Here is a 25,504-nt window from a genome sequence, read left to right as displayed (position 1 = left end):
TTTCCGTAATATTCCTTAGAAAGGAGGTGATCCAGCCGCACCTTCCGATACGGCTACCTTGTTACGACTTCACCCCAATCATCTATCCCACCTTAGGCGGCTGGCTCCAAAAAGGTTACCTCACCGACTTCGGGTGTTACAAACTCTCGTGGTGTGACGGGCGGTGTGTACAAGGCCCGGGAACGTATTCACCGCGGCGTGCTGATCCGCGATTACTAGCGATTCCGGCTTCATGCAGGCGAGTTGCAGCCTGCAATCCGAACTGAGAGAAGCTTTAAGAGATTTGCATGACCTCGCGGTCTAGCGACTCGTTGTACTTCCCATTGTAGCACGTGTGTAGCCCAGGTCATAAGGGGCATGATGATTTGACGTCATCCCCACCTTCCTCCGGTTTGTCACCGGCAGTCTCGCTAGAGTGCCCAACTAAATGATGGCAACTAACAATAAGGGTTGCGCTCGTTGCGGGACTTAACCCAACATCTCACGACACGAGCTGACGACAACCATGCACCACCTGTCACTTTGTCCCCGAAGGGAAAGCTCTATCTCTAGAGTGGTCAAAGGATGTCAAGACCTGGTAAGGTTCTTCGCGTTGCTTCGAATTAAACCACATGCTCCACCGCTTGTGCGGGCCCCCGTCAATTCCTTTGAGTTTCAACCTTGCGGTCGTACTCCCCAGGCGGAGTGCTTAATGCGTTTGCTGCAGCACTGAAGGGCGGAAACCCTCCAACACTTAGCACTCATCGTTTACGGCGTGGACTACCAGGGTATCTAATCCTGTTTGCTCCCCACGCTTTCGAGCCTCAGCGTCAGTTACAGACCAGAGAGCCGCCTTCGCCACTGGTGTTCCTCCATATATCTACGCATTTCACCGCTACACATGGAATTCCACTCTCCTCTTCTGCACTCAAGTCTCCCAGTTTCCAATGACCCTCCCCGGTTGAGCCGGGGGCTTTCACATCAGACTTAAGAAACCGCCTGCGCTCGCTTTACGCCCAATAAATCCGGACAACGCTTGCCACCTACGTATTACCGCGGCTGCTGGCACGTAGTTAGCCGTGGCTTTCTGGTTAGATACCGTCAGGGGACGTTCAGTTACTAACGTCCTTGTTCTTCTCTAACAACAGAGTTTTACGATCCGAAAACCTTCTTCACTCACGCGGCGTTGCTCGGTCAGACTTTCGTCCATTGCCGAAGATTCCCTACTGCTGCCTCCCGTAGGAGTCTGGGCCGTGTCTCAGTCCCAGTGTGGCCGATCACCCTCTCAGGTCGGCTATGCATCGTGGCCTTGGTGAGCCGTTACCTCACCAACTAGCTAATGCACCGCGGGTCCATCCATCAGCGACACCCGAAAGCGCCTTTCACTCTTATGCCATGCGGCATAAACTGTTATGCGGTATTAGCACCTGTTTCCAAGTGTTATCCCCCTCTGATGGGTAGGTTACCCACGTGTTACTCACCCGTCCGCCACTCCTCTTTCCAATTGAGTGCAAGCACTCGGGAGGAAAGAAGCGTTCGACTTGCATGTATTAGGCACGCCGCCAGCGTTCGTCCTGAGCCAGGATCAAACTCTCATAATAAAAGTTAGAACAATCTTGCGATTGTTAAGCTCAATTTGTTTGCTAGCATATTGCTTGCTTGTTAAAAATGTTTGTTGTCTTGAATTGAATCAAGACGCCCTACACATTTGGTTCGTCTATTCTTTGTTCAGTTTTCAAAGGTCTACGTTACCTCGCAGCAACTTTTATATCATAACAAACTTTCGTTTGAATGTCAAGAACTTTTTTTAAAAAGTTTTTTAAGTTGTTTTGCTCGGTTGTTGTTGTCTGTTGTGACAACTTCTATATCTTATCATCTCGTTTGTTATTTGTCAACAACTTTTTTGTTGTTTTTTCAAACTTTTTTCGAGAGATTTGAAATCAAGAATTGTTATTTAATTATTGATTTCTGAATCGCTCAGCTGTGTGACTCGCCTTGCGACATGTAATAATATACCAAGATTTCAAGCATTGGTCAATCATTATTTTCACTTTTTTTAAACTTTTTTTCAATACCGATTATTCTTTCTTATCCGATTAGATAAAGTTCGTTTTTTTATCAGATTACCCATTCTTTTTATTACCCATCTTCGATTTTTTTAGAAAAAAAGAATTGGTTTCAATTGTTTTTCTATTCTTTTTTAATTTAATTTTTTTGCGAATACAAAAAAAAGATGCCCTTAAGGCATCTTTTTTTATCTCATTGTTGGGAATAGCAAGACATCACGAATTGATTGTGCATCGGTTAATAACATAACTAGTCGATCAATCCCAATACCTAATCCTCCGGTTGGTGGCAAGCCATATTCTAAGGCTTCGATGAAATCTTCATCTACTCCGTGTGCTTCATCATTTCCTTGTTCCCGTTCTTTTTCTTGTTCTTCAAAACGTTCACGTTGGTCAATTGGATCATTTAATTCTGTAAATGCATTAGCAAACTCTTTTCCGATAATAAATAGTTCAAAGCGGTCAGTGAAACGACCATCTTCTGGATTTTTCTTCGCTAATGGTGAAACAGCTACTGGGTGACCATAAATAAATGTTGGTTGTTGCAACGTATCTTCTACAAATGTTTCGAAAAATTCATTAATGATATGACCGACTGTCATGGCATCTGTAATTTCAACATTATGTTCTTTAGCTAACGCACGGGCTTCTTCTATCGTCATCTCTTGCCAAAAATCTACGCCCGTTTGTTCTTTGACCGCATCTACCATGTGTAGACGTTTGAAAGGACTGCCTAAGTCAACAGCTTGACCATCGTACGTGATATCAGTAGTTCCTAAGACTTTTTCCGCAGCATTACGAATAATTCCCTCTGTTAAATCCATCACATCTTGATAATCAGTATAAGCAGTATAAGCTTCTAGCATTGTAAATTCTGGGTTATGAGTGGTATCGATGCCTTCATTACGGAAGACACGACCAATTTCATAGACTTTTTCCATGCCACCGACAATTAAACGTTTTAAATGTAACTCTAGGGCAATGCGTAAGTATAAGTCCATATCTAACGCATTATGGTGTGTGATAAATGGACGAGCAGCAGCTCCTCCTGCTTCGTTATGCAAGACAGGCGTTTCTACTTCGACATAGCCATTGCCATCTAGATAACGACGGATTTCGCTAATAATTTGACTGCGTTTCATGAAACGATCAAAGCTTTCTTTGTTACTGATTAAATCCAAATAGCGTTGACGATAGCGTTGTTCCACATTCGTTAATCCATGGTATTTATCTGGCAATGGACGCAAAGCTTTAGTTAATAACGTAATTGTTTGAGCTTTAACAGTAACTTCCCCCGTATTGGTTTTCATTACTTGACCTGTCACACCAAAGAAGTCGCCTAAGTCAGCATGTTTAAATAGTTCATAGGCTTCGTCTCCAACTTGGTCCTTCCGAACATAAATTTGAATTTGGCCTTCACGGTCTTGCAAATGGGCGAAACCAGCTTTTCCTTTACCACGTTTTGTCATCATACGTCCAGCAACGCTGACTTCTGTATTCATTTCACTAAGTTCTTCTTTTGTATGATTATCATATTGTTCATGAAGTTCTGCTGAATTATGAGTGCGATCGAAACGTTTACCGAAAGGATCAATCCCTTCTTCACGTAAAGCTTCCATTTTTTCGCGGCGCACGAGCATTTGATCATTTAAATCCTCTAAATGCGCTTGTTGTTCTTCTGCCACTGTTGTTCCTCCATTCTTGATTTTAACCTATCCTAATAATGCCACAGTAATTCGAAAAAAAGCAAGCCGAATTTTACTTTCGGCTTGAATTTTTTATTCTTCTATAGTAGTTACAGCAACTTTGGAAATCTTCTCTACAAAGGCATCAAGTAAATCGACAACTGCTTGTTGTGTTTCGACTTGGTTAATCGCAACTTTCACTTTAGCTGCTCGCGAGATTCCTTTTAGATAGTAAGAAGCATGTTGGCGAAACTCACGGACCGCAATTTTTTCGCCTTTTAAATCCACTAATCGTTGTAAATGAACTTTTGCAATATTGATTTTTTCAGCTGGTGAAGGCTCAGGCATCAATTCGCCCGTTTCCAAGTATTCTTTCGTCCGTTGAATCATCCAAGGATTGCCCAAAGCAGCTCGACCAATCATCACACCATCCGCCCCAACATATTCTAACATGCGTTTAGCATCTTCAGGCGTTTTGACATCGCCATTTCCCATAAAAGGAATGGTTAAATGCTTTTTCACTTCCTTTAAAACGTCCCAGTTGGCTGTCCCTTCATACATTTGGACACGTGTCCGACCATGCATAGCAATGGCCGAAGCCCCTGCTTGTTCGGCAGCCAAAGCGTTGTCTACAGCATATAGATGATCTTCATCCCAGCCTGTTCGCATTTTTACAGTGACAGGCAAAGAAACTGCCGAAGAGACTGCGTGAACCATCTCATGCACTTTATTCGGATCCAGCAACCATTTCGCACCAGCTTCAGCTTTAATTATTTTATTGACAGGGCAACCCATGTTAATATCAATAATCGCCGCTTGCGTATTTTCTTCCACAAACTTAGCAGCTTCCACTAATGTTTCTTTATCTCCACCAAAAATTTGTACACTTAAAGGATATTCCCGCTCATCAATATATAGCATTTCTAAGGTTTTTTTGTTTCTTAATTTAATTCCTTTGTCACTAATCATTTCACAAACGACTAATCCTGCGCCAAATTCTTTTACAGTCACACGAAAAGCGGCGTTACTAATACCCGCCATCGGAGCTACGACAACACGGTTGGGGATTTCAACGTCTCCAATTTTCCACATAGTCTTTCCTCCTACTTTTGTTTCGTATTGCGAATCGCTTCATCGCGAAGTTCAATTAATTCTTCTTCACTATAGTGATATTTATTGTTACAGAATTGACAAACTGCTTCTGCTCCATGATCTTCATCAATCATCGCATTTAATTCATCGATCCCAACAGCAATCAAAGCGGTCGCAAATTTTTCTTTGGAACAGTCACATTTAAATTGTACAGGCATTTTTTCTAAAATTTCTACTTCGTCTTCTCCCAATAAGCGATACAAGACTTGTTCAGGTGTTTCTCCATTTTCTAGTAATTGTGAAATTGGTGGTACTTCCGCTAGGCGCTGTTCAATAAAATCAATGGTACTTTCATCGGCACCTGGCATTACTTGAATCATAAAACCACCGGCTGCTTTCACAGATTCATCCGTGTCCACCAATACACCTAAACCGATAGCTGAAGGAACTTGTTCAGAGACCGCCATAAAATATGTAAAGTCTTCACCGATTTCACCAGAAACAATAGGTGTTTGTCCAGAAAAGGTTTCTTTTAATCCTAAATCTTTAATGACTGTGAAAATTCCTTCGTTACCGACAGCACCACGTACATCAATTTTACCTGTTGCATTCAACTTTAAGCTGACATGTGGATTTTTAATATAGCCTTTTGTTTCTCCACGGCCATTACTATCGACAATAATAGCACCAGCTGGGCCATTTCCTTGTACTTTTACAGTTAATTTATCGTCACCTTTTAAAGTCGCTCCTAGTAAAAGGGCTCCAATCAATGTGCGTCCTAACGCTGCGGTAGAAGAACTCCATGTATCATGTCTTCTTTGCGCTTCACTAACAGTTTCAGTGGCACTGATGGCATATGCTCGTATTGAACCTTTATAACAAAGGGCTTTTACTAAATAATCTTCCATTCTTTTTCCTCTTCTCTTGGTGCTTTTTTGTCCATTAGTCAGATAATACTAGGAATCAGGTGTTTTTTCAACCAAATAATCTTCCTTCTATAGAATATCTTAATATTATAGAAGGTGCAGTATTCGTCAACTCGACAAATACTGCACCTTCTACTAATTGGTTATTTATAACGATCTTCGTAGTTATTGCGATCATATTCAGAATTGGAATCTGAATCTTTTTTCTCTTCAGATTGGACTTCTTTTTCTGTTTGTTCGCTTTCTACTTTGACTTCTTCTGCTTCATCATGTAATTCTTTTTTCGCTTCTTCAAAGTCTTGCTTTTCTTCAACTTGTTTTTGCGCTTCTTTTTCTTCTAAAGCACGTTTTGCTTCTTCGAATGTTTGCGCTTCTTTTTCACTAGGATAGTCGCTGTCAGCACCTTCAGGCATTTTACCTGTTTCAAATAATGATTTGATTGCTTTTGCATCTAATGTTTCATATTCTAATAGTTTTTCAGCGATTAGTTTATGTTGTTCACGGTGCGCTTCGATAATTTCATGCGCTTTTGTATGAGCATCCATTAAGATACGGCGAACTTCCTGATCGATTTCAAACGCCACTTGTTCTGAGTAAGCTTTTGTTTGACCATAATCACGACCGACAAAGACTTGATGGTTTCCTTCATATTGAACAGGTCCTAATTTGTCACTCATTCCATATTCCGTTACCATGCTACGGGCAATCCCTGTTGCTTGTTCAAAGTCATTTGAAGCCCCTGTTGATTGAACGCCAAAGATAATTTCTTCTGCTGTACGTCCACCAAGTAAGCCAACGATTTGTTCAAACATATCTTCTTTAGTCATTAAGAATTGATCTTCTTTTGGTAAAGCAATCATATAACCGCCTGCACGACCACGAGGGATAATTGTTACTTTATGGACAACACGGGCACGGCTTAAGACTAAACCAACGATTGTGTGTCCCGCTTCATGGTAAGCCACCATTTCGCGTTCTTTTTTATTAATCACGCGATCTTTTTTAGCTGGACCAGCAATTACGCGGTCTTCGGCTTCATCCACATCAGAAGCATCAATTTTTTTCTTGTTACGACGAGCGGCAACTAAGGCTGCTTCGTTTAAGACATTTTCTAAATCAGCACCAGCAAAACCTGGTGTTTGTTGTGCAACAACTTTCAAATCAACGTCATCAGCTAACGGTTTGTTTTTCGCATGAACACGTAAAATCGCTTCACGACCTTTGACATCTGGACGTCCTACCAAGATTTGGCGGTCAAAACGACCTGGACGTAACAACGCTGGGTCTAACACGTCTGAACGGTTCGTTGCAGCAATTACGATAACTCCTTCATTGCCATCAAAACCATCCATCTCAACTAATAATTGGTTAAGGGTTTGTTCACGTTCGTCGTGTCCGCCACCCATACCAGCACCACGTTGACGACCAACTGCATCGATTTCATCGATAAAGATAATCGCAGGTGCGTTTTTCTTCGCTGTTTCAAATAAATCCCGGACACGGCTAGCACCGACCCCGACAAACATTTCAACGAAATCTGAACCTGAGATTGAGTAAAATGGCACACCTGCTTCACCTGCTACGGCTTTAGCAAGTAACGTTTTACCAGTCCCTGGAGGTCCCTCTAATAGTACGCCCGCAGGAATCCGTGCGCCTAATTCAGCGAAACGACGTGGATCTTTTAAGAATTCCACTACTTCAACTAATTCTTGTTTTTCTTCTTCCGCACCAGCTACATCTGAGAAGCGGACACGGTTAGCTTTTTTATCGGCTTCTTTGGCTTTTGATTTACCGAAGTTCATCACACGGCCACCGCCGCCACCGCCACCGCCTTGTTGGCTCATCATCATGTAGAAGAAGAAGAAAATAATCACTAATGGTAAGAAACTAAACAACAGTGACAACCAAGCACCACTTGTTGATTGTTCTTTGACAACTAGCTTCACCTTGTTATTTTGTGCCGCATCTTGAATGCCAGCTAAGGTTGTATCACTAGGTAAAACGGTTGTTGTGAAGCCTTTTGACGACGCTTGCGTTGAGCCCCACAATGACAGACCACCTGTGTCTTTCACTTCTTGTTTTTCTTTATACTGACCTTCAATCCGGTAAACCCCATTGGTTGGTTGAATGGTCATGTCTTTGACTTTTCCGTCTTCCAATTGTTGTTGGAAGGTTGAGTAATCGATGTCTGGCGATTGTTGGTTGTTATTTCCAAAAATGAAATAGACAACCATGACCATGGCAAGTACTACTAAGACGTAGTATAAACCATTTTTCATGCCATTATTCTTTTTGTTCATGCCTGTCCTCCTTATGCTCATCATTACAATTCATGTTATTCTTTTATCAATCCTGACCTTTACATTGTAACACAATTAATTCCTTGATAGATATTAATTTGATTCGTAAACTTCAGGTTTTAAAACGCCAATATAAGGCAAGTTGCGGTACGTTTCTGCATAGTCTAATCCGTAACCGACCACAAACTCATTTGGCACATCAAACCCTACGTAGTCAGCTTTAATGTCTACTACACGGCCTTCTGGTTTATCTAATAAGGTAACAATTTTCACAGATGCAGCTTTACGGTATCTAAACAAATCTACTAAATACGCTAATGTACGACCACTATCGATGATATCTTCTACGATTAAAATATGTCTACCTTCGACATTTGTGTCTAAGTCTTTGACAATTTTTACTTCGCCTGAAGAAACTGTCGCGTTGCCGTAGCTAGATACATCCATAAAGTCCAATTCTAAATAAGTATTGATTTCACGAGTCAAATCAGCCATAAATGGTACTGCACCTTTTAAAATACCGACCACTAAAGGATTTTTCCCTTGATATTCTTCTGTCAGTTGCTTGCCAAGCTCTGCAGACTTCGCAAGAATTTCTTCTTTGGAGATTAGGACTTTCTCAATATCTTTTTCTATCATAGTGCGCTCCTTTCAGCATTACTCCTTTGTCTTAAAAAGGAGTCTGTAGTGTATTTTATCAGTTTCTAAAGGAATACTCAAATAGGAATTTGCAAATTTTGGTACCCAAATGATTTCCTCTTGCTCATCCGTAATGACCCAAGCACTCTCTCTCGCTTCATTTGGCACTTTTTGATCAATAAAAACTCTGCTTAATTTTTTCGTAAACCCTGGTTTTAATGTAATCCGATCACCACTTTGGCGATGACGAACGGTCAAAGGTGTGGCTGTGGTCAACGGGATCGCTAACAACTGACCCGTCCACTGATTAATCTCTTCAGGAAGAGGAAACGGTTTGTCTGTCGCAATTAATCCTAGCCACTCGGTTTCCGATAAATAAATCCCCGCGCCAGGTACTAATAAATGTGTAACTTCTTCTCGCAGTGCAACCTGTTTTTGTTCTAAGCACAGCCAATCATAACTTTTAGCTAGCTGCCATTGCTGTTCTAACATAACCGAGCCTTGCGGTTGCCGTTCATCATTCAAAACTTTTAAAATTTGTGTCATCTGGCGTTGGTTTAACGAAACCCCTAATGGCACTAATGTTTTTTGGAAAAACGCGGTTAAAAAGAAGTGCTGGTACGCAGGCGTTTCTTTTAATAATCTCTTCAAAGGAATGCGCCAGCCTTGTTGGGTCGGTTCTACGGCTTCAGATAATTGAGGCTCAATTTGTTCTTGAATAAATTCTTGGGCAAAACGTTGTTCATTACTAAAAGAAGCAATCTGATCTAAGAATTGCGGATTTTCCTGCTTTAATAGCGGCAAAACCTGATTACGGAGCCGATTTCTCAAATATTCATTGGTTTGGTTCGTTTCATCCTCAAAATAAACGAATGCTTGGCGCTGTGCAAATTGATACAATTCTTCTTTTGGATAAATGAGTAACGGACGAATCAATTCCCCTGTCGCAAAAGGACGTCTCTCTTTAATGCCCGCGGAATGGGAAAAATTAGTTCCTCGAATCAGCTTCATTAAAATCGTTTCCGCTTGATCGTCTAGATGATGTGCCGTCATTAAGACCGCCGCACCTTCAATTTCCATGACTTCTTTAAAAAATTCATAACGAAATGTGCGCGCTTTTGCTTCTAAATTTCGTTGCTTTTCAGGGTCTTCCCAACGTGTTTCATAATACGTTAGCTCTCGCTGCTGACAATAGGTAGCGAGATATTGCGCTTCCTGTGCCGACGCTTCTCGCAATTGATGATTGACGTGTGCAACAACCAATTGTAATTGTTCTTTTTCTGCCACCTGTTCCATTAACGTCAAAAGGGCCATGGAGTCTACACCACCAGAAACGGCGACCACGATTGTTTGATGCGGTTGCCAAAATCCTTGTTCTTTTCCTCGTTTATAAAACTGCCAAAACATTGTTCGCCCTTCTTTCTTCCTTAGAATAAAAGAGGAACCGAGAAATAACCCATTCGTTATCCCCAGTCCCCCTATTTGTTTGTGCTTAGCCGCGACGTCCGCCACGTCCGCCACGTTTGCCTTCAGTATTACGTTTTAATGAAGATAAACGGTCATCACTATCTTTCAAGAAAGAGCTCATCAATGAGTCAAAATCTTGTTTATTGTTATTTGCTTGTGGTTTATTGAAAGGCTTTTTGCCCCCTGCGCGTGGATTACGGTCACGATTCTCATAATTGTTTTCACGACGTTGAAATTCACGTTTTGGTTGTTGCCCTTCTGCTGGCTCTTGTGCTTTACGGATCGATAAGCCAATTTTGCCGTCGTCACCAACTGAGGTTACTTTCACTGTTACTTCGTCACCTACTGTTAATACATCATGAATATCTTTAACGAATCCATTAGACACTTCACTGATGTGTACTAACCCAGTTTTTCCTTCTCCTAAATCAATAAATGCACCAAAGTTAGTAATCCCTGACACTTTTCCTGGCAATTTAGCTCCTACTTCGATTGACATAAAAAAATTGTTCCTCCTATTTTTTCCCTAATTATAATTGCAGTTTATTCAGCTGAAGACTTAGTTGTTTCAGTTGAAGACTGTGATTGACTATTTTTTTCTGAACTGCTCTTGCTTTCTTCCGCTCCAGAAGTCTGTGTTTTTTTCATTTGTTCTGGTGTGGGATAAATCTGTTCGCCTTCTTTTGAGAGAAGGAAACGGCTACGTGCTAATTTTGCCACATAATCATCATCTTTTAACAAAGCAACGTCTTTTTTTAGATCCTTGACCTTCTTATCAACTGCTACGGATTCAGCAATTGCATCTGCTCGTTCTTGTTTGAAAGCACCTAAGCGATGATAATCTTTCATCAATTGGATGCCAGAAAAGGCAAAAATAATGAAGGCCACGAGAAAAATCGCTGCCAAGCGTCTGCGTCTAAAAATCAATTGTTTCTGTTGTTTTTGGAATTCGACATACTGTTCTTTCGTGTAGTCATTTTCCAATGCCGCAACTTTCTTCGAGTTTTTTTCATTCTTTCCCATCGTCTCGCTCCACTCGCTTTGGATTGTCCGTTTTATTATACCAACATCTAAGAACCTTGTCTAATGTTAATTTCAGAGAAGTTAAAGAAAATCAAGCTTTTTTCTAAAATATTCTTTGCTTTTGAAATAACAGCGGTTGATTTATTAATTTTTTTCAAAAGCGGCGCGTCTGTTTCATTAAAACGCTGAAAGGATGAAGCGCTTGGAATATTCATCTTTTCAATGAACTTGCCAAGCGCTCCATCCTCACCTGCTTATTCTTCAGAGACACGTGTTTCTGATTTTATTTCATACATTTTTGTGGCATCTTCTTTTTTCGTAGAGTCATTTAGTTGCAGGACTTCTACTTCTAAAATTCTGTTCCCAAATTGAATTTTGACAAGGTCACCAATCTTCACAGTACTAGAAGATTTGGCTAAGACTCCGTTGATTTGAATCCGACCTTTATCAGCGACTTCTTTGGCAACTGTTCTTCTTTTAATAATGCGAGAAACTTTTAAAAATTTATCTAACCGCATCACATTCACCTCTTTTATTTTTTTTGTCTCATTCGTAAAATTTTTGCGCCATACGGTAAACTTAACCATTCACGTATCGTAAATAATTCTAACTTAATGATGGTGCTAATAAAAACTGTACCACCCACTGCAACACCTAAAACTGTAACGAAAAACGCTTGACTTCGGTGATGCACACCTTGGAACAAGATGGAGATAATTCCTTGATAGACCAGTAATGACAGCATCATGATTGCTAAACTAAGCAACAATTTTTTCAAAAAGTTTCGTTCTCGAACAAAACAATTAATCGCTGCATCCGATTGTCGGACTAAAACGAATAGCGTCGCTAGTAACCCAAGAATAGTAGACCAACTAGCACCTAATGTTCCCCAACGAATGGTGAAAAAGCCCGTTGTCAGTAATTTCACTAATAAGCCCACACCAGCTGCCACTAAAGGACCTTTAAAACGATTGCGACTTTGTTCAATACTTTGGTAGGCCTGAATAATGGCCATAAAAGCGATGGATAAAACATACACCCCTAAAACATCGTTGCCTTTATAATCTTTAAAAAGCGTAAAGTTCATGTACGGCAATAACATCATCAGACCAATCGAAGCCGCCGATGCCAAGGTTGTGGTAAGACGCAAAAAGATTTTTGCAACTTGTAAAAATTGTTGACGGTCTTTTTTCATAAAATATTTTGTCAAACCTGGTAAAAAGGTCGAGCTTAAAGCTAAAGCAATTACCAATCCTAATTGAACTAGTGGTTGGCCTCTATCATAGACCCCTTTGTCCACTTTCGCAGCTAAATCAGAGAGCCCGAAAAGCATGAGGGCATTTTTTACTTTAAAGGAATCAATTAATTGAAATAGAATCAGAAAAGCACTATATAAAGAGACCAAACCACCCTCAATCATTAAACGTTTAAATAGTCCTGTGGTTTGAGGCATAATCTTCCATTGATGCAAGTATTCCGTACTTCCACTAAGAATTTTTCGATTGTAGTACCATAAGACAAGTACCGCTAAGATACCGCCAGCCAACGCACCACTCATGGCCACCGTCCCCGTTTGGTAAATGGAGCCACCAAAGTAATGATAGGACAACGCAGCTACTAGAATAACCCCGACACGCACAAACTGTTCCATCACCTGTGAAATACCACTAGGCACCATCAACAAATGACCTTGAAAATTCCCACGATAGAAAGAAAGAATTGGAACGAGTAAAAAGGTAAAGGAAACAACTTCCATTAATGGTTGGAGTGCAGCATCCCCCATACTAATAGCAATTTCTTGACTACCAAAGAAAAAGAAGGCCCAACAAGCAATCGCTAACCATAACACATAGGGATATAGTTGGCGCAACACTTGTTTTTGACTCCGAATATCTGGTTGTTCAGCAACAATTTTGGAAATAAATTGCGGTAAGCCTGACAATGCTAATGTCATCGCAATCCCATAGATTGGATAAACTTGCTGATACACGTAAAATCCTTCATCCCCTACAAAGTTCTGAAAAGGAACGCGATAAAACGCACTCAACACTTTTGCAATGAAGGAAGCAACGGTTAACACAACGGCACCTTGCATCATTCGTTGCATTTCTTTTTGTGCCATCTTCTAGGCCTCCTTTTAAAGGGAATCCGTTTCTTGCGAATGTTTGTATTTTTCTTGTCGCAATGCGGTTGTAAAAGTAGCAATTTCTTGAATCCAAACAGCTTCTTTACAATCTTTCGGCAACTTCAAGGAAATAGTCATTTGTTCTTTCTCAACTGCTAGATCCGCTTTTAAGCTGGTTGCCGATAACGCTTCAAACAACTGCTCCACAGAGTATGTTTTTGTGCCAATTTTACTTAACACAAACTTGACTTTTTGGTCGCGTTTACGAATACTTTCTAACAAGGCACGGTCGCCATCCATTTTGATACGGCCAGTGGTTAATAAATGCGCCACTTCGTCAGGATACTCTCCAAAGCGGTCTAACAAGTCCGCTTCTAATTCTTCGTACATATCCATATTTTCTAATTGACGAATCCGTTTATAAATTTCAATTTTTTGTCGTTCATCTGTGATGTACGTTCCTGGAATATAAGCATCAATGCCCAAATCAATTTCAACAGACGTTTTTTGGTCTTGGATATTTTTTCCTTGTTTACGAGCAACTGCCTCAGATAACATCTGTGAGTACATATCAAACCCAACCGAATCAATGAAGCCATGTTGTTGGGCACCAAGAAGGTTTCCGGCCCCTCGAATGGAAAGGTCACGCATCGCAATTTTGAACCCAGAACCTAATTCCGTAAAGTCTTTAATTGCTTCTAAACGTTTCTCGCTAACTTCGTTTAGGATTTTTTGCTGTTCGTACATAAAATAAGCATAGGCCACTCGATTGCTACGCCCCACACGACCACGTAATTGATACAACGTAGATAAGCCCATGTAGTCCGCATTTTCTACAAACAAGGTATTAGCATTAGGAATATCTACTCCTGTTTCAATAATTGTTGTAGTGACTAATATATCATATTGTCCTTCAATAAAATCAAACAAAGTATTCTCCAGTTGTACTTCTGTCATTTGACCATGTGCATACGCAATTCGTGCATCTGGAACTAGTGCTTGTAACTCTTCAACTTTTCGTTCAATCGTATCTACTCGATTGTATAAATAAAAGACTTGGCCATCTCGGGCCATTTCTCGCTCAATCGCTTCCCGAATCGCCCCAGGATTATTTTCCATGACATACGTTTGGATCGGATAACGATTCTCTGGTGGGGTTTCGATGACAGATAAATCACGGACACCTAACATCGACATATGAAGGGTCCTTGGGATTGGCGTTGCTGTTAACGTCAAGACATCCACTTGTGAACGCAATTGTTTTAGTCGTTCTTTATGTTTCACTCCAAACCGTTGTTCCTCATCAATAATCAACAAGCCTAAATCACTAAAATTAATATCTTGCGACAATAAACGATGGGTACCAATCACAATATCTACTTGGCCATGTTTAATTTTTTCAATTGTTTCATTTTGCTGTTTTTTCGTGCGGAAACGACTTAATAAACCAATTTCTACAGGAAAGCCCTCAAACCGCTCTTGAATCGTTTCGTAATGTTGTTGCGCTAAAATAGTTGTTGGCACTAAAAAGGCAACCTGTTTATTGTTGCTAACAGCTTTGAAAGCCGCTCGTAAAGCCACTTCTGTTTTACCAAACCCTACATCGCCAACTAACAAACGATCCATTGGTCGAGATTTTTCCATGTCGTGTTTAATTTCGGCAGCACTACGTAATTGATCATCTGTTTCAGAATACGGAAAAGCCTCTTCAAATTCTTTTTGATACGCATCATCTGGCGGAAAAGCATAGCCTTTTTCCGATTCTCTTGTCGCATAAAGTAAGATTAAATCATCCGCGATATCTTCAATTTTCGAAGCAACTTTTCGTTTGGTTTTTGTCCATTCACTGCCGCCTAGCTTGTTAATTTTCGGCGTTTTAGACTCGGAAGCAACGAACTTTTGAATCAAGTTCAATTGTGTTACTGGAATAAATAACTTGTCATCATTTTGGTACAAGATAGTCATGTAATCTTGATGGACCCCATCAACTTCTAAGGTTTCCATACCAATATATTTACCAATCCCGTGATTCGCATGAACGACATAATCGCCCGTTTTTAAGTCGCTATAACTTTTCAAACGTTCCGCATTAGAGATTGTTTGACGACGTGCCCGTTTTTTGGTCGTTGTATGAAAAATTTCTTTTTCCGTAATCGCCACGAGCTTGTTTTTAGGTAATTCAAACCCTGTTTGTAATGCCCCTTGGACAATTTGGACATGCCCATCTAACAACTGATCCCAATTGCTTACTACGCTAGGTATGTCAAAGTCCTGAAATAGCTCTTCGACTTTTTGAATCCGTTCTTTCGTAGGAACAAAAACAACGACCGTTTGGTTTTGCTTTTGCCAACGGTCCACTTCCGCTTTTAGCAACGGCATTTGACCGAAGAATTGTTGCATTGAACGATATTGGAAATTATGGACTTCTTGGAAACGAAGATTCCCCATTCCTTTTTGAAAAAGTGAAAAGAAGGTCGTATTTCGTGCAGTTTTTCGCAATTGATCATGAAAGTCTACGCCAAAAGTTTGTTCAGAAAACACGCGCATTTCTTCAATTTTCAGGGTTTGCCATTCCGCTTCCTCTCTAGCGATTTCTCGCTCCGTTTCCATCATACGAGAATAATCATCCACAAAAAGCAAACTATTTTCTGGTAAATAATCTAACAGCGTAGTTTTTTGTTGGTACAGAAAATCTGTATAATAGTGAGCATTTTCTGTAGGAATCCCTTGTTCCCAAGAAGACAGCAACTGACCAAAATATTCTTCTAAAAAATCGGTCTCTGTTTGATCTTTAGCTGTCGCTAAACGTTTTTCTAGAGCATCTTGTAACCTCATCATGCCATGATTCATATCTGCCTTTGAGAATACTAAATCAGTCATTGGTGAAATCGTTACTTCTTCAAGATTTTCTAATGAACGTTGGGTATCTGCTTCGAAATAACGGATGGAGTCAATTTCAACATCAAACAGTTCCACCCGAACAGGGTATTCGGCATTTAGCGGATAGACATCAATAATGCTTCCGCGAATACTAAATTCGCCAGGCTTCCCGACCATCGATTGGCGTTCATAGCCCATTAACACTAGGCGTTGCGCGAGGATTTCAGGTTCTACTTCTGTCCCGATTTCCCAATGAAGTTGCGCATTTTGCCACGTTTCTTTCGTTGGCAAATATTTTCGTAGTCCAGCTACTGGTACGACCACGATTCCTGCATTCGCTGTCATCAGGAAATTTAACGCACTCACTCGATCTGCGCGCGCTTCTGGTGAAGAAAAGGCCATTTCGGCGGATAACACTTCATCTACTGGAAATAGATGAACTTGTTCTGAAGGTAAAATATTTAAAAAATCATCTACTAATTGATTGGCATAGTATAGGTTTGGGACCGCAATAACAATTTTTTGATGCGTCTTTTGTAAAGCGCCTGCCATCAGTAATGTTTTAGCAGAGCCTGATAACCCAGTAATTAGTTGGCGCGTTCCTGTTGTCATTAGTTGACTGCGCCATGATTTAGCAATTTCTGTTTGGCTAATTCGTTCGATAATATTCAAACAAGGGCCCTCCTTTCTGCTATTTTCCATTAAATTGATTCATTGTTTCAACAAACGTATGTCCTTCACATGCATATAAAGCGGCATCGGCTGCTTTTTTTACAGCAAGTAACATCTCTTCGTGTGTTTCTTTGGGAAAAGTACTTAGTACATGGTGGATAACTGTATCATTTTTTGAGGGCCGACCAATGCCAATTTTAATTCTAGGAAAGACATTTGTTCCTAAATGGGCAATCAGACTTTTTATCCCATTGTGGCCGCCAGCACTACCTTTTTGCCGTAAACGAATTTTACCGACCTCTAAGTCTAAGTCATCATAAATAACAATCAAGTCTTCCTCATCTACCCCAAAGTAGGTCAACAACGGACCAACAGAGCGACCTGATTCATTCATAAATGTTAATGGTTTCACTAACAATACTTTCTCAGTCCCTATAAAAAACTCTGCAATATCTGCTTCAAAATTACTATTATTAAACGAAACATTTTGCCGATACGCAATTTCATCTAGCGTAATAAAGCCAATGTTGTGTTTTGTTTCTTTGTATTTACTACCGGGATTTCCCAGTCCTACGATTACTTTCATCTTTCATTCTCCTTGGATTATAAGCTTGCCAACACAAAATGGCTGGGAAGCGTATGCGCTACCCAGTTTTATTCATTATACCATAGAAATAAAAAAACTCGCAGTCTTTGAAGATTAAGAAAGATGTAAAAAAATTTTTTAGAAATTTAAATATGCGTAAGATAGTGAAATTGCGCACATGTAAGAGCTACCATTTTGAAACAGGTCTGAAAACTGTATCATTTTTACAATCAAAGTTCGTGACATTTTTTACAAACCATGTTACTATCACTTTAGCAACAGGAAATAAAAACTCGTTGCTCATGAAAAAGAATGTAGAGGAAGGAATGGTACACATGACTGCAGCCGCAGGGAATAAAGATCACCAAAAAGTAATTTTAGTCGGGGACGGTGCCGTAGGTTCTAGCTATGCCTTTGCTTTAGTAACTCAGAATATTGCTCAAGAAGTTGGGATTATTGATATTAATGTACCAAAAACTGAAGGAGACGCGTTGGACTTATCTCACGCATTAGCATTTACTTCTCCTAAAAAAATCTATGCTGCTACTTATGACGATTGCCATGATGCAGACTTAGTTGTCTTAACAGCTGGTGCGCCTCAAAAACCAGGCGAAACTCGTTTAGACTTAGTTCATAAAAACTTGAAAATTAATAAAGAAATCGTTACAACAATTGTTGATTCTGGTTTCAACGGTATCTTCTTAGTTGCCGCAAACCCAGTTGATATTTTGACTTATTCAACTTGGAAATTCTCTGGCTTCCCGAAAGAACGAGTAATCGGTTCAGGAACTTCACTAGATTCTGCTCGTTTCCGTCAAGCAATTGCCGAATTAGTTGATGTTGATGCACGAAATGTCCATGCCTACATCTTAGGGGAACACGGAGATACAGAATTCCCAGTTTGGTCACATGCGAATGTCGCTGGCTTACAAATTTACGAATGGGTGAAAAATAATCCTGACGTCGATGAAGAAGCAATGGTTAATTTATTCTTCAACGTACGCGACGCTGCTTACACAATCATCGAGAAAAAAGGAGCTACTTTCTATGGAATCGCGGTTGCACTAGCGCGTATCACTAAAGCTATCCTAAACGATGAAAACTCTGTGTTACCATTATCTGTTTATTTAGAAGGTGAATATGGTCAAAACGATATTTATATCGGTGCACCAGCGATCATCAACCGCCAAGGAGTTAAACAAGTCATTGAAATTCCATTAACAGATGCTGAACAAGAAAAAATGGAAGCTTCTGCTTCTGCATTAAAAGAAGTTATTGAAACAGCTTTTGCTAAATTTGAAGCAGAAGAAGCAAAATAACTCCTTCTATAATAGTCGAAAATTTAAAACAACCAAGAGTGGCCACTATTGTTACTCCGCTTTAAAGCCTGGTACAAAAATCCAAAGTGATTTTTGCACCAGGCTTTACTTTTAATCTGTTTTACTTTACTCATCACTCAACTTTTTCAAAAAATTATTGTTTTGTTTAGCTCGAAAATAACAATAGCCACAAATAAGTTTGTTATCTAAAATTCACTACACTACTTAATACAGTCCATCTGCTTCTTCTTTTGTCACAATGTAAATATTTTTCATTTGCGTATAAGCATCTAGCATTGATTTATGCGTTTCTCGACCAATTCCTGATTTTTTATAACCGCCAAATGGCGCGCCCGCAGGCAATTGATTGTATGTGTTGACCCACATCCGACCTGTCCGTACACCACGAGCAACCCGTAATGCCACATTGATATCTTGAGAAAAGACGGCACCACCTAGACCATATTCAGAATCATTAGCTAAACGAATGACTTCTTCTTCCGTTTCAAATTTAATCACTGTTGCAACAGGACCAAAGATTTCTTCTTGGGCCACACACATTGTATTCGTACCATTCGCTAATAACGTAGGCGCTAAAAACGCCCCCTTGTCTAGCCCATTTTCTGTTAAACGTTGCCCACCAGTAATCAGCGTAGCTCCTTCCTTCACACCAATTTCGACATATTTTAAAATTTCTTCCAATTGATGCTCATTGATCTGAGCGCCCATTTCAACATCTTTTTCCCACGGGAAACCAACGTTCACTTGTTCAAACTTTTCCTTTAAAGCTTCTACAAATTGATCATAAATACCTGACTGAACGAACACACGAGACCCAGCACAACAAACTTGCCCTTGATTGAATAAAATCCCTAACTGCACGCCTTCTAATGCACGTTCCCAATTGGCATCTTCAAAAATAATGTTGGCTGATTTTCCGCCAAGTTCTAAAGTGGCTGGAATTAGGCGGTCGGCTGCGGCTTTAGCGACAGTGTACCCTACCTCTGTTGAGCCTGTAAAAGCTAGCTTATCAAACCCTGGATGTGCCAACATATAATTTCCTGAATCAGAACCACGACCGGTGATTAAATTCACTACTCCTTTCGGCAAGACTTGATCAAAAATCTTAAACAATTCCAACAGACTTAATGATGTGCTCGAGGACGGATGAATCACAACCGTATTACCTGCTGCCAACGCTGGCGCTAATTTCCAAGCACCCATTAATAAGGGGAAATTCCACGGAATAATTTGACCCACAACACCAATGGGTTCTTTCACAACAATGGATAACGTATCCTTATCAAATTCTTTGACAGACCCTTCTTCTCCACGAATCACACTAGCAAAATACCGAAAATGGTCTGCACTGGCAGGGACATCAATCGATTGCGTTTCCCGAAGCGGTTTTCCATTATCTAAAGTCTCCACCATAGCCAAATGTTCTTGATTTTCTTCAATCAAATCAGCAATTTTCAATAAAAGATTGCTTCTTGTTACAACGTCAACATCTTTCCATGTCTGAAACGCTTCTTGAGCTGCTTCTACAGCTCGATCTACATCTGCATTTGTGGCATCAACAAATTCTGCTAATTTTTCGCCATTACTAGGATTGTAACTAGCAATCATTTTGTTACCACTACCTGTTGTCCACTCTCCATTAATATACAATTGATAGCTACTGGCAACTACTTGATTTATTTCTTTTTTACTCATTTACCCACCTCTTTTTTATTTTTGTATCCGCTTACAATTATAAGACATCTTCCACCTAAAAGTAAATGATTCTACCTAAAAAAAATATAGCTCTCAGCGACTGTTGCTAACTCATCCCGACCTGAAATCTCCTGGCAATATCTGAATGTATTAAACTTTATTGGAGAGAACTTTTGCCACAAAAAAAAGCTAGCACTGAAGAATTAAAATTGCTTCTTCAGTGCTAGCTTTGATTTTTCCAACTCATTCGTTCTTATTGACAAAGAGCTGATTTTTTTATTTATCTTTTGGAACGATATAGTTCATTAAATGTGTTTCATCGGCTGAGATTGTACGTGTCGAAACAACGTTTAATCCCTTCACGTTCATTTCAGAAATTAAGATGCTACCATCTTTAAAGACTTTTTCCACAAATGCGACATGACCATAAGTATTGTCTGCGCCTAAAACGCCAGCTGGGAAGGAAACCGCTGCGCCTGCTTTTGGTGTACGACTTACTTTGTACCCGCGTGCACGACCTGTTTCGCCCCAATCTTGACCATTCCCCATTGTTAAGTCCACACGTTTACCTAATTGCGTAATACGGTTGTAGACATATTGTGTACAGTTGCCCCAAGCATAACTATTAAAGGTGTCATAGTTTTTGCCATTATAGGCTGGGAAATTTGATTCCATTGGTTCAACGGTTGCTTTTTCTTTATCATAATAAGTTAAATCGTATGTTTTAATTAACGCATTTAATTTCTTATGGTAATCTTTGTCCGTTGCGTATTTTCCTGTTAGGAAACGTGTCGCTTCTTTGTATGATTTGGCTTCCGTTTTCCAGACACCATGATAGAAATCTTTATTGGAATCTAAACCATTTTTCAATAATTTCGCATAATCTTCCATTGATTCTTTATACGTTGGATATTGACGGAATTTTGCTTCTACTGTGTATAGGTTACCGAAACCATTGTCTTCATAGGTAATAAAAGAAACAGATTGACCTTTGTAATCGCCTTTAATACCAAACAAATTGTAGTTTGGTTTCTGGCTTAATTTACTATTGCCGCTGCCACTTTCTAAAATTGCTTGAGCAATCATCACACTAGCATATAAGTTTTTGTCCTTGGCCACTTTCCGAGCAGATTCACCGATTTCTTGAATAAACTCTTCTGTCTTCTTCGTTTTGCTGACCGTAAACGTCTCATCGTCTTCCACTAACCCAACCGTTGCATTTGTAACTGGTGGGACTATTTCGGGCTGCGGTGTTGACGCTGCTGGTTGTTCTACTGGCTTTTCAGCTGGCGCTGTTGGTGTCACTGGTTTCGCCGGCTGTTTTGATTCAGAAGTACTCGTACCAGGTTTTGGCTGTTCTTTAGAAGAACTTGGTGTAGTCGTCGGCGTGGTACTTGATTCAGTTGTACTTGTTGACGTAGAATCTGTGGTTGACTCTGTTGTACTCGTTGAGGTGGAGTCAGTAGTCGATTCTGTCGTACTTGTGGATGTTGAATCCGTTGTGGAATCTGTCGTTTCGGTTCCTGACGTTTCCGTGGACTCCGTGGTTGTAGATTCACTCGGTTCGGTTGAACTTTCTGTTTCAGTTGTTGATTCTTCTGTCGCTTCTGTTGTTTCACTAGTCGCTGTCGTTTCCGTGGCTTCAGCAGTTGTTGCTTCTGCGGTTGTTTCTGCAACAGAACTATTTTCAGCTACCAAGTTATTACCTTCTGCAAATGCACCTACTGGCATTGATGAACCTAAAAGTAATAAGGTAGAGAACAGGGCAAATTGTTTTTTCATACTCATTCTCCTTTTTTATTTTTCTCCATTTATTTTTATGTACCAACATATATAATTGACATAGTTATTGTTTAAATGGCTCCTTTTTTAATAGTATACTGTTTCATAAAAAATTTCTAGCAAAAAGTTAAAAAAATAGAAGAAAATTCACAAATTCTTCTATCTTTTTTTGGTAATTTTCTAAGAAAAAAAAGAAAGGGCTTGAACAAACATCAACGTCCTCTCTTTTTCTCGTTATCCTTCAAACAAAATACTTTTTTTTCGAAGTGCCTCTTTGATTTCTTGGAAAGTTTCTTCGTCTGCACAGCGAATAGTATGCAGATGGACGCCTCCTGTTAAAACTGATAGTAATGTAGCATGCTCTTTTTGATACTTGTCCATAAATTTATCAATATCTTTCTCTGATTGAATGCGCAAACTGCCGATTAATTCCCCATAAAGCGGATGTGCAATACTCACATCTACCACTTCTCCACCTTTGGCAACAATGACTGACAATTCTTCTCTCGTTTGTTCAGGCGTATGTTGACAAGCAATTTTCCGCTCAATTCCTTCTAAAGGTTGTTCCAACATATACCCTCGAGCTGTTGCGACAATTTCGACCCCTGTCGCCCGTAATAGAGCGACATCTCCTACAATAATTTGTCTGCTGACATCAAAAGCTTTTGCAAAACGAGTGGCACTAATTGGCTTTTCGGTCTCTCTTAATCTTTTAACAATCTCTCTTCTTCTGATTTCTCCATCCACGACCTTCGCCTCACTCTCCTAAATGTTTTTCTTGGAAACGTTTAGAGGCGTCCATAATCCCCTGGAAAGTCTCAGATAATGTTTCTTCATACTCGGCATTTTCAACATGATTCAGAATAGTTTCTAATACTTGTTGTTCTCTTTCAGAATCAAAAACCGCATGACCTGCTTTCTTTTTCACTGCAGCAATCTCTGCGACGACGTCCATCCGCTGTTCTAATAAACGGACCAGTTCCTTATCGATTTGGTTAATCTTTGCTCGTTGTTGTTCTAAAGAAGTTGTTGGGGCGTCATCTTCAGTCAATTCTTTAATTATCCGTGCTGGATTACCTGCGATCACACAGTTTTCTGGGAACGATTTGGTCACAACAGCACCTGCTGCCACCACTACATTATCACCTAATGTTACGCCAGGAAGGACAATCGCTCCACCGCCAATCCAAACATTGTTGCCAATGATAATTCGTTTCCCTGATTCCATTCCGCTATTACGCTTGGCCGCTTGTAATGGATGCTCGGCTGTATAAAGTTGCACATTGGGTCCAAACATACAGTTATCGCCAATTTCGATTGGACAAACATCTAAAAAAACGTTATTAAAATTGGCATAGAAATTTTTTCCCACAGAAATGTTGTAGCCATAATCAAATTGAATCATCGGTTCGATGTACGTCCCGACACCCACTTTTCCAAACGTTTCTTCTATTAATTGACGACGAATATAAGTGTCTGGTTGTTGGTTAATTAACGCCATTTGTTCACGGGCTTTTTTGCGATCAGCCACTAATTCAGGATCTGAGGCAAAATATAGTGCACCTGCGATCATTTTTTCTTTTTCTGATTTAAATTCTTCCATTCCGTTACTCCTTTATCGTTAATTCTGCAAATATCGTTTCGGCTTTCGCTTCTAAAAAATAATAAGGTTGTTGTAAAAATAGCGGCGTTTGATTAATGGCTAAAATAGTTGCCGTTGGTTGTTTATAATGAATCAAATCGCAAAATGGATGCACTTGAAAACTCGTGCCGACAATCACGATTAAGTCGGCAGAAGCAACGGCCTGAATGGCTTTTTCAATTGCCTCTTCGGATAGTCCTTCTTCATACAAAGTAATAGCTGGACGGATTTGTCCATGACAATCAGCGTGCCGATCACTAAGCAAATAGTCTTGCCAAGGAACCGTTGCACCACAAGTTTGGCAATAACATTCATATAAATTACCATGAAAGTCCACCACTTCTTGGCTACCTGCTTTTCGATGAAGCCCATCAATATTTTGTGAAACAATTTTTCCCCGTTTCATTTGCTCTAATTGGGCCATTTTCTGGTGAATGATATTAGGTTGTGCATCTGGATGATAGAGCGTTTTAACGAATTGATAAAACTTTTCTGGCTCTGTTTTTAAGCAAGTCCGGCTCAATAAGTATTCCGGTTGCTGGATTCCTTGATAGACACCTTTTAAGGAACGATAATCTGGCACACCTGAGGCTGTCGAGATACCCGCACCTGTTAAAAATGTGATTTTTTGTTGGGTTGCCAACCAATGAATTGCCTCGGCTTGCGTGATATCTTGCATATCGATTCAGCTCCTAATCTTCTATATTATAACGTATTTTAACATTAGCACCAAAAGTTTTTCCACTTTTTGAAAACTTCTTACCTATATATTGATTTATCTTGAAAGAGTTTGTGACAAATTTCTCAACTCGTGGTAAAATATGCATGAGTAAAAGTGAGGTGAAACAACAATGGTCGCATTTATTATTTATTGGGCTGCAATTATTGCCTGCATCGCTTGGGGCGTTTTAAGCATTTGGTTCTCTGTTTTTTATCTTTCTCGTAAAGAAAACGGAAATCTTTGGGCTTTTGCGTTCTTCAACGTTATCGCTATTATCGCCTTAGCAATTGTTTTATTAGTTTACAAAACTTGGGATTTCGGTATCTTAACTTACTCAAGTCTAATTTATACAATTTTAGCTTCTTTAGGTGTATTGACTGTTCTTCAAGCTATTTTAGGTCGTGAACCAAAAGCTGTCAAAGCTTAAGTAAAAAGCAACTGTTCCTTTAGGAATGGTTGCTTTTTTCGTATTAGTTTCTATTTCGTAGGGAAAATGTTACGCTAATTTCATGGTGTTTGTGTCCTCTTGATAAATTCCTTTGCTGGAACATATTGACTTTCTTCTGGATTTATCCTAAAATTAATAACTGAATTTAATAACTGAATAGTGCCTCAAAAAAGAGGTAGAGGTCGCGGTTTTTATTACGCTTGTGGAGTGAGAGGACACTGGGAAGCAAGTTTAGGATCAATCGCCGAAATGCATAACGGAGCCTCTTCTGTTGTGTGTTGGGACGTAAGTTAAGAGCTTGCGGACTGTCTTAGTAGTGATGCTAAGTTGTGCTATGTTTCGTTGAGGAATTTTTTTCGACATTACCTAGCAACCTTACATCTGTTTGGTTGTTTTTTTGTATTCAAAAATAGGTTGTGACAGAAGTATTCTCCTT

19 protein-coding genes, 1 rRNA gene and 1 riboswitch are annotated in these 25,504 nt (G+C 39.9%); of the genes, 2 read left to right on the top strand and 18 right to left on the bottom strand.

Annotated features, from left to right (window positions below; translation table 11 throughout):
- Positions 1–19 precede the first annotated feature (19 nt).
- The 13 genes from IGJ46_RS01030 to pth form a co-directional block, all read right to left on the bottom strand.
- Positions 20–1,580, bottom strand: a 16S ribosomal RNA gene (locus tag IGJ46_RS01030).
- Positions 1,581–2,233: 653 nt separating this feature from the next.
- Entirely contained in the window at positions 2,234–3,730 is a 1,497-nt protein-coding gene (lysS, locus tag IGJ46_RS01025; protein WP_002359372.1) for a lysine--tRNA ligase, read from the bottom strand.
- Between the two features lie 93 nt (positions 3,731–3,823).
- Positions 3,824–4,822, bottom strand: a complete 999-nt coding sequence (dusB, locus tag IGJ46_RS01020; RefSeq protein WP_002356263.1) for a tRNA dihydrouridine synthase DusB — start codon at positions 4,820–4,822, stop codon at positions 3,824–3,826.
- A gap of 11 nt (positions 4,823–4,833) precedes the next feature.
- Entirely contained in the window at positions 4,834–5,730 is an 897-nt protein-coding gene (hslO, locus tag IGJ46_RS01015) for an Hsp33 family molecular chaperone HslO (RefSeq protein WP_002359370.1), read from the bottom strand.
- 161 nt (positions 5,731–5,891) lie between these two features.
- Entirely contained in the window at positions 5,892–8,048 is a 2,157-nt protein-coding gene (gene ftsH / locus IGJ46_RS01010) for an ATP-dependent zinc metalloprotease FtsH (RefSeq protein ID WP_002363441.1), read from the bottom strand.
- 93 nt (positions 8,049–8,141) lie between these two features.
- Positions 8,142–8,687, bottom strand: a complete 546-nt coding sequence (gene hpt, locus IGJ46_RS01005) for a hypoxanthine phosphoribosyltransferase (protein WP_002356260.1) — start codon at positions 8,685–8,687, stop codon at positions 8,142–8,144.
- Between the two features lie 18 nt (positions 8,688–8,705).
- Entirely contained in the window at positions 8,706–10,094 is a 1,389-nt protein-coding gene (gene tilS / locus IGJ46_RS01000) for a tRNA lysidine(34) synthetase TilS (protein ID WP_077932675.1), read from the bottom strand.
- Positions 10,095–10,179: 85 nt separating this feature from the next.
- Positions 10,180–10,653, bottom strand: coding sequence for a S1 domain-containing RNA-binding protein (locus IGJ46_RS00995; protein WP_002376406.1), 474 nt, complete (start codon positions 10,651–10,653; stop codon positions 10,180–10,182).
- Positions 10,654–10,697: 44 nt separating this feature from the next.
- Positions 10,698–11,177 carry an FtsB family cell division protein gene (locus tag IGJ46_RS00990; RefSeq protein WP_002356257.1) on the bottom strand — a complete coding sequence of 160 codons (480 nt, stop codon included), beginning with the start codon at positions 11,175–11,177 and terminating at the stop codon, positions 10,698–10,700.
- 254 nt (positions 11,178–11,431) lie between these two features.
- On the bottom strand, positions 11,432–11,695 hold the full coding sequence (locus IGJ46_RS00985; RefSeq protein ID WP_002356255.1) for an RNA-binding S4 domain-containing protein: 264 nt from the start codon (positions 11,693–11,695) through the stop codon (positions 11,432–11,434).
- A gap of 14 nt (positions 11,696–11,709) precedes the next feature.
- Positions 11,710–13,299 carry a putative polysaccharide biosynthesis protein gene (locus tag IGJ46_RS00980; protein ID WP_002378721.1) on the bottom strand — a complete coding sequence of 530 codons (1,590 nt, stop codon included), beginning with the start codon at positions 13,297–13,299 and terminating at the stop codon, positions 11,710–11,712.
- Between the two features lie 15 nt (positions 13,300–13,314).
- Positions 13,315–16,854 carry a transcription-repair coupling factor gene (gene mfd, locus IGJ46_RS00975; RefSeq protein ID WP_010710984.1) on the bottom strand — a complete coding sequence of 1,180 codons (3,540 nt, stop codon included), beginning with the start codon at positions 16,852–16,854 and terminating at the stop codon, positions 13,315–13,317.
- A 19-nt stretch (positions 16,855–16,873) separates the two neighbouring features.
- The gene (gene pth / locus IGJ46_RS00970; protein WP_002361556.1) at positions 16,874–17,440 is read right to left on the bottom strand and encodes an aminoacyl-tRNA hydrolase; all 567 of its coding nucleotides are present in this window, start codon (positions 17,438–17,440) and stop codon (positions 16,874–16,876) included.
- Positions 17,441–17,775: 335 nt separating this feature from the next.
- Between pth and IGJ46_RS00965 the strand changes: the two genes are divergently transcribed.
- Positions 17,776–18,759, top strand: coding sequence for an L-lactate dehydrogenase (locus IGJ46_RS00965; RefSeq protein WP_002356251.1), 984 nt, complete (start codon positions 17,776–17,778; stop codon positions 18,757–18,759).
- Positions 18,760–18,984: 225 nt separating this feature from the next.
- On the opposite strand, the gene IGJ46_RS00960 is transcribed toward IGJ46_RS00965, so the two are convergent.
- From IGJ46_RS00960 to IGJ46_RS00940, 5 genes are all read right to left on the bottom strand, one after another.
- Positions 18,985–20,475 carry an aldehyde dehydrogenase family protein gene (locus IGJ46_RS00960; RefSeq protein WP_002361555.1) on the bottom strand — a complete coding sequence of 497 codons (1,491 nt, stop codon included), beginning with the start codon at positions 20,473–20,475 and terminating at the stop codon, positions 18,985–18,987.
- Positions 20,476–20,751: 276 nt separating this feature from the next.
- The gene (locus IGJ46_RS00955; RefSeq protein WP_002364519.1) at positions 20,752–22,263 is read right to left on the bottom strand and encodes a glucosaminidase domain-containing protein; all 1,512 of its coding nucleotides are present in this window, start codon (positions 22,261–22,263) and stop codon (positions 20,752–20,754) included.
- A gap of 228 nt (positions 22,264–22,491) precedes the next feature.
- On the bottom strand, positions 22,492–23,004 hold the full coding sequence (locus IGJ46_RS00950) for a transcription repressor NadR (RefSeq protein WP_002356248.1): 513 nt from the start codon (positions 23,002–23,004) through the stop codon (positions 22,492–22,494).
- Positions 23,005–23,014: 10 nt separating this feature from the next.
- The gene (locus IGJ46_RS00945; protein WP_002363448.1) at positions 23,015–23,860 is read right to left on the bottom strand and encodes a chorismate mutase; all 846 of its coding nucleotides are present in this window, start codon (positions 23,858–23,860) and stop codon (positions 23,015–23,017) included.
- A 4-nt stretch (positions 23,861–23,864) separates the two neighbouring features.
- Complete coding sequence (locus tag IGJ46_RS00940; RefSeq protein WP_002381369.1) at positions 23,865–24,578, bottom strand: NAD-dependent protein deacylase; 714 nt, start codon at positions 24,576–24,578, stop codon at positions 23,865–23,867.
- A gap of 172 nt (positions 24,579–24,750) precedes the next feature.
- On the opposite strand from IGJ46_RS00940, the gene IGJ46_RS00935 reads away from it, so the two are divergent.
- The gene (locus IGJ46_RS00935) at positions 24,751–25,047 is read left to right on the top strand and encodes a hypothetical protein (RefSeq protein WP_002356244.1); all 297 of its coding nucleotides are present in this window, start codon (positions 24,751–24,753) and stop codon (positions 25,045–25,047) included.
- 189 nt (positions 25,048–25,236) lie between these two features.
- A riboswitch (Lysine riboswitch) is annotated at positions 25,237–25,411 on the top strand.
- Positions 25,412–25,504: the final 93 nt, after the last annotated feature.

This window comes from Enterococcus sp. AZ120 (assembly GCF_050546165.1).
GTDB classification, from domain to species: Bacteria; Bacillota; Bacilli; order Lactobacillales; family Enterococcaceae; genus Enterococcus; species Enterococcus faecalis.
Note: the sequence above shows the minus strand (reverse complement) of the source record. Positions and strands in the feature narration are given on the sequence as shown.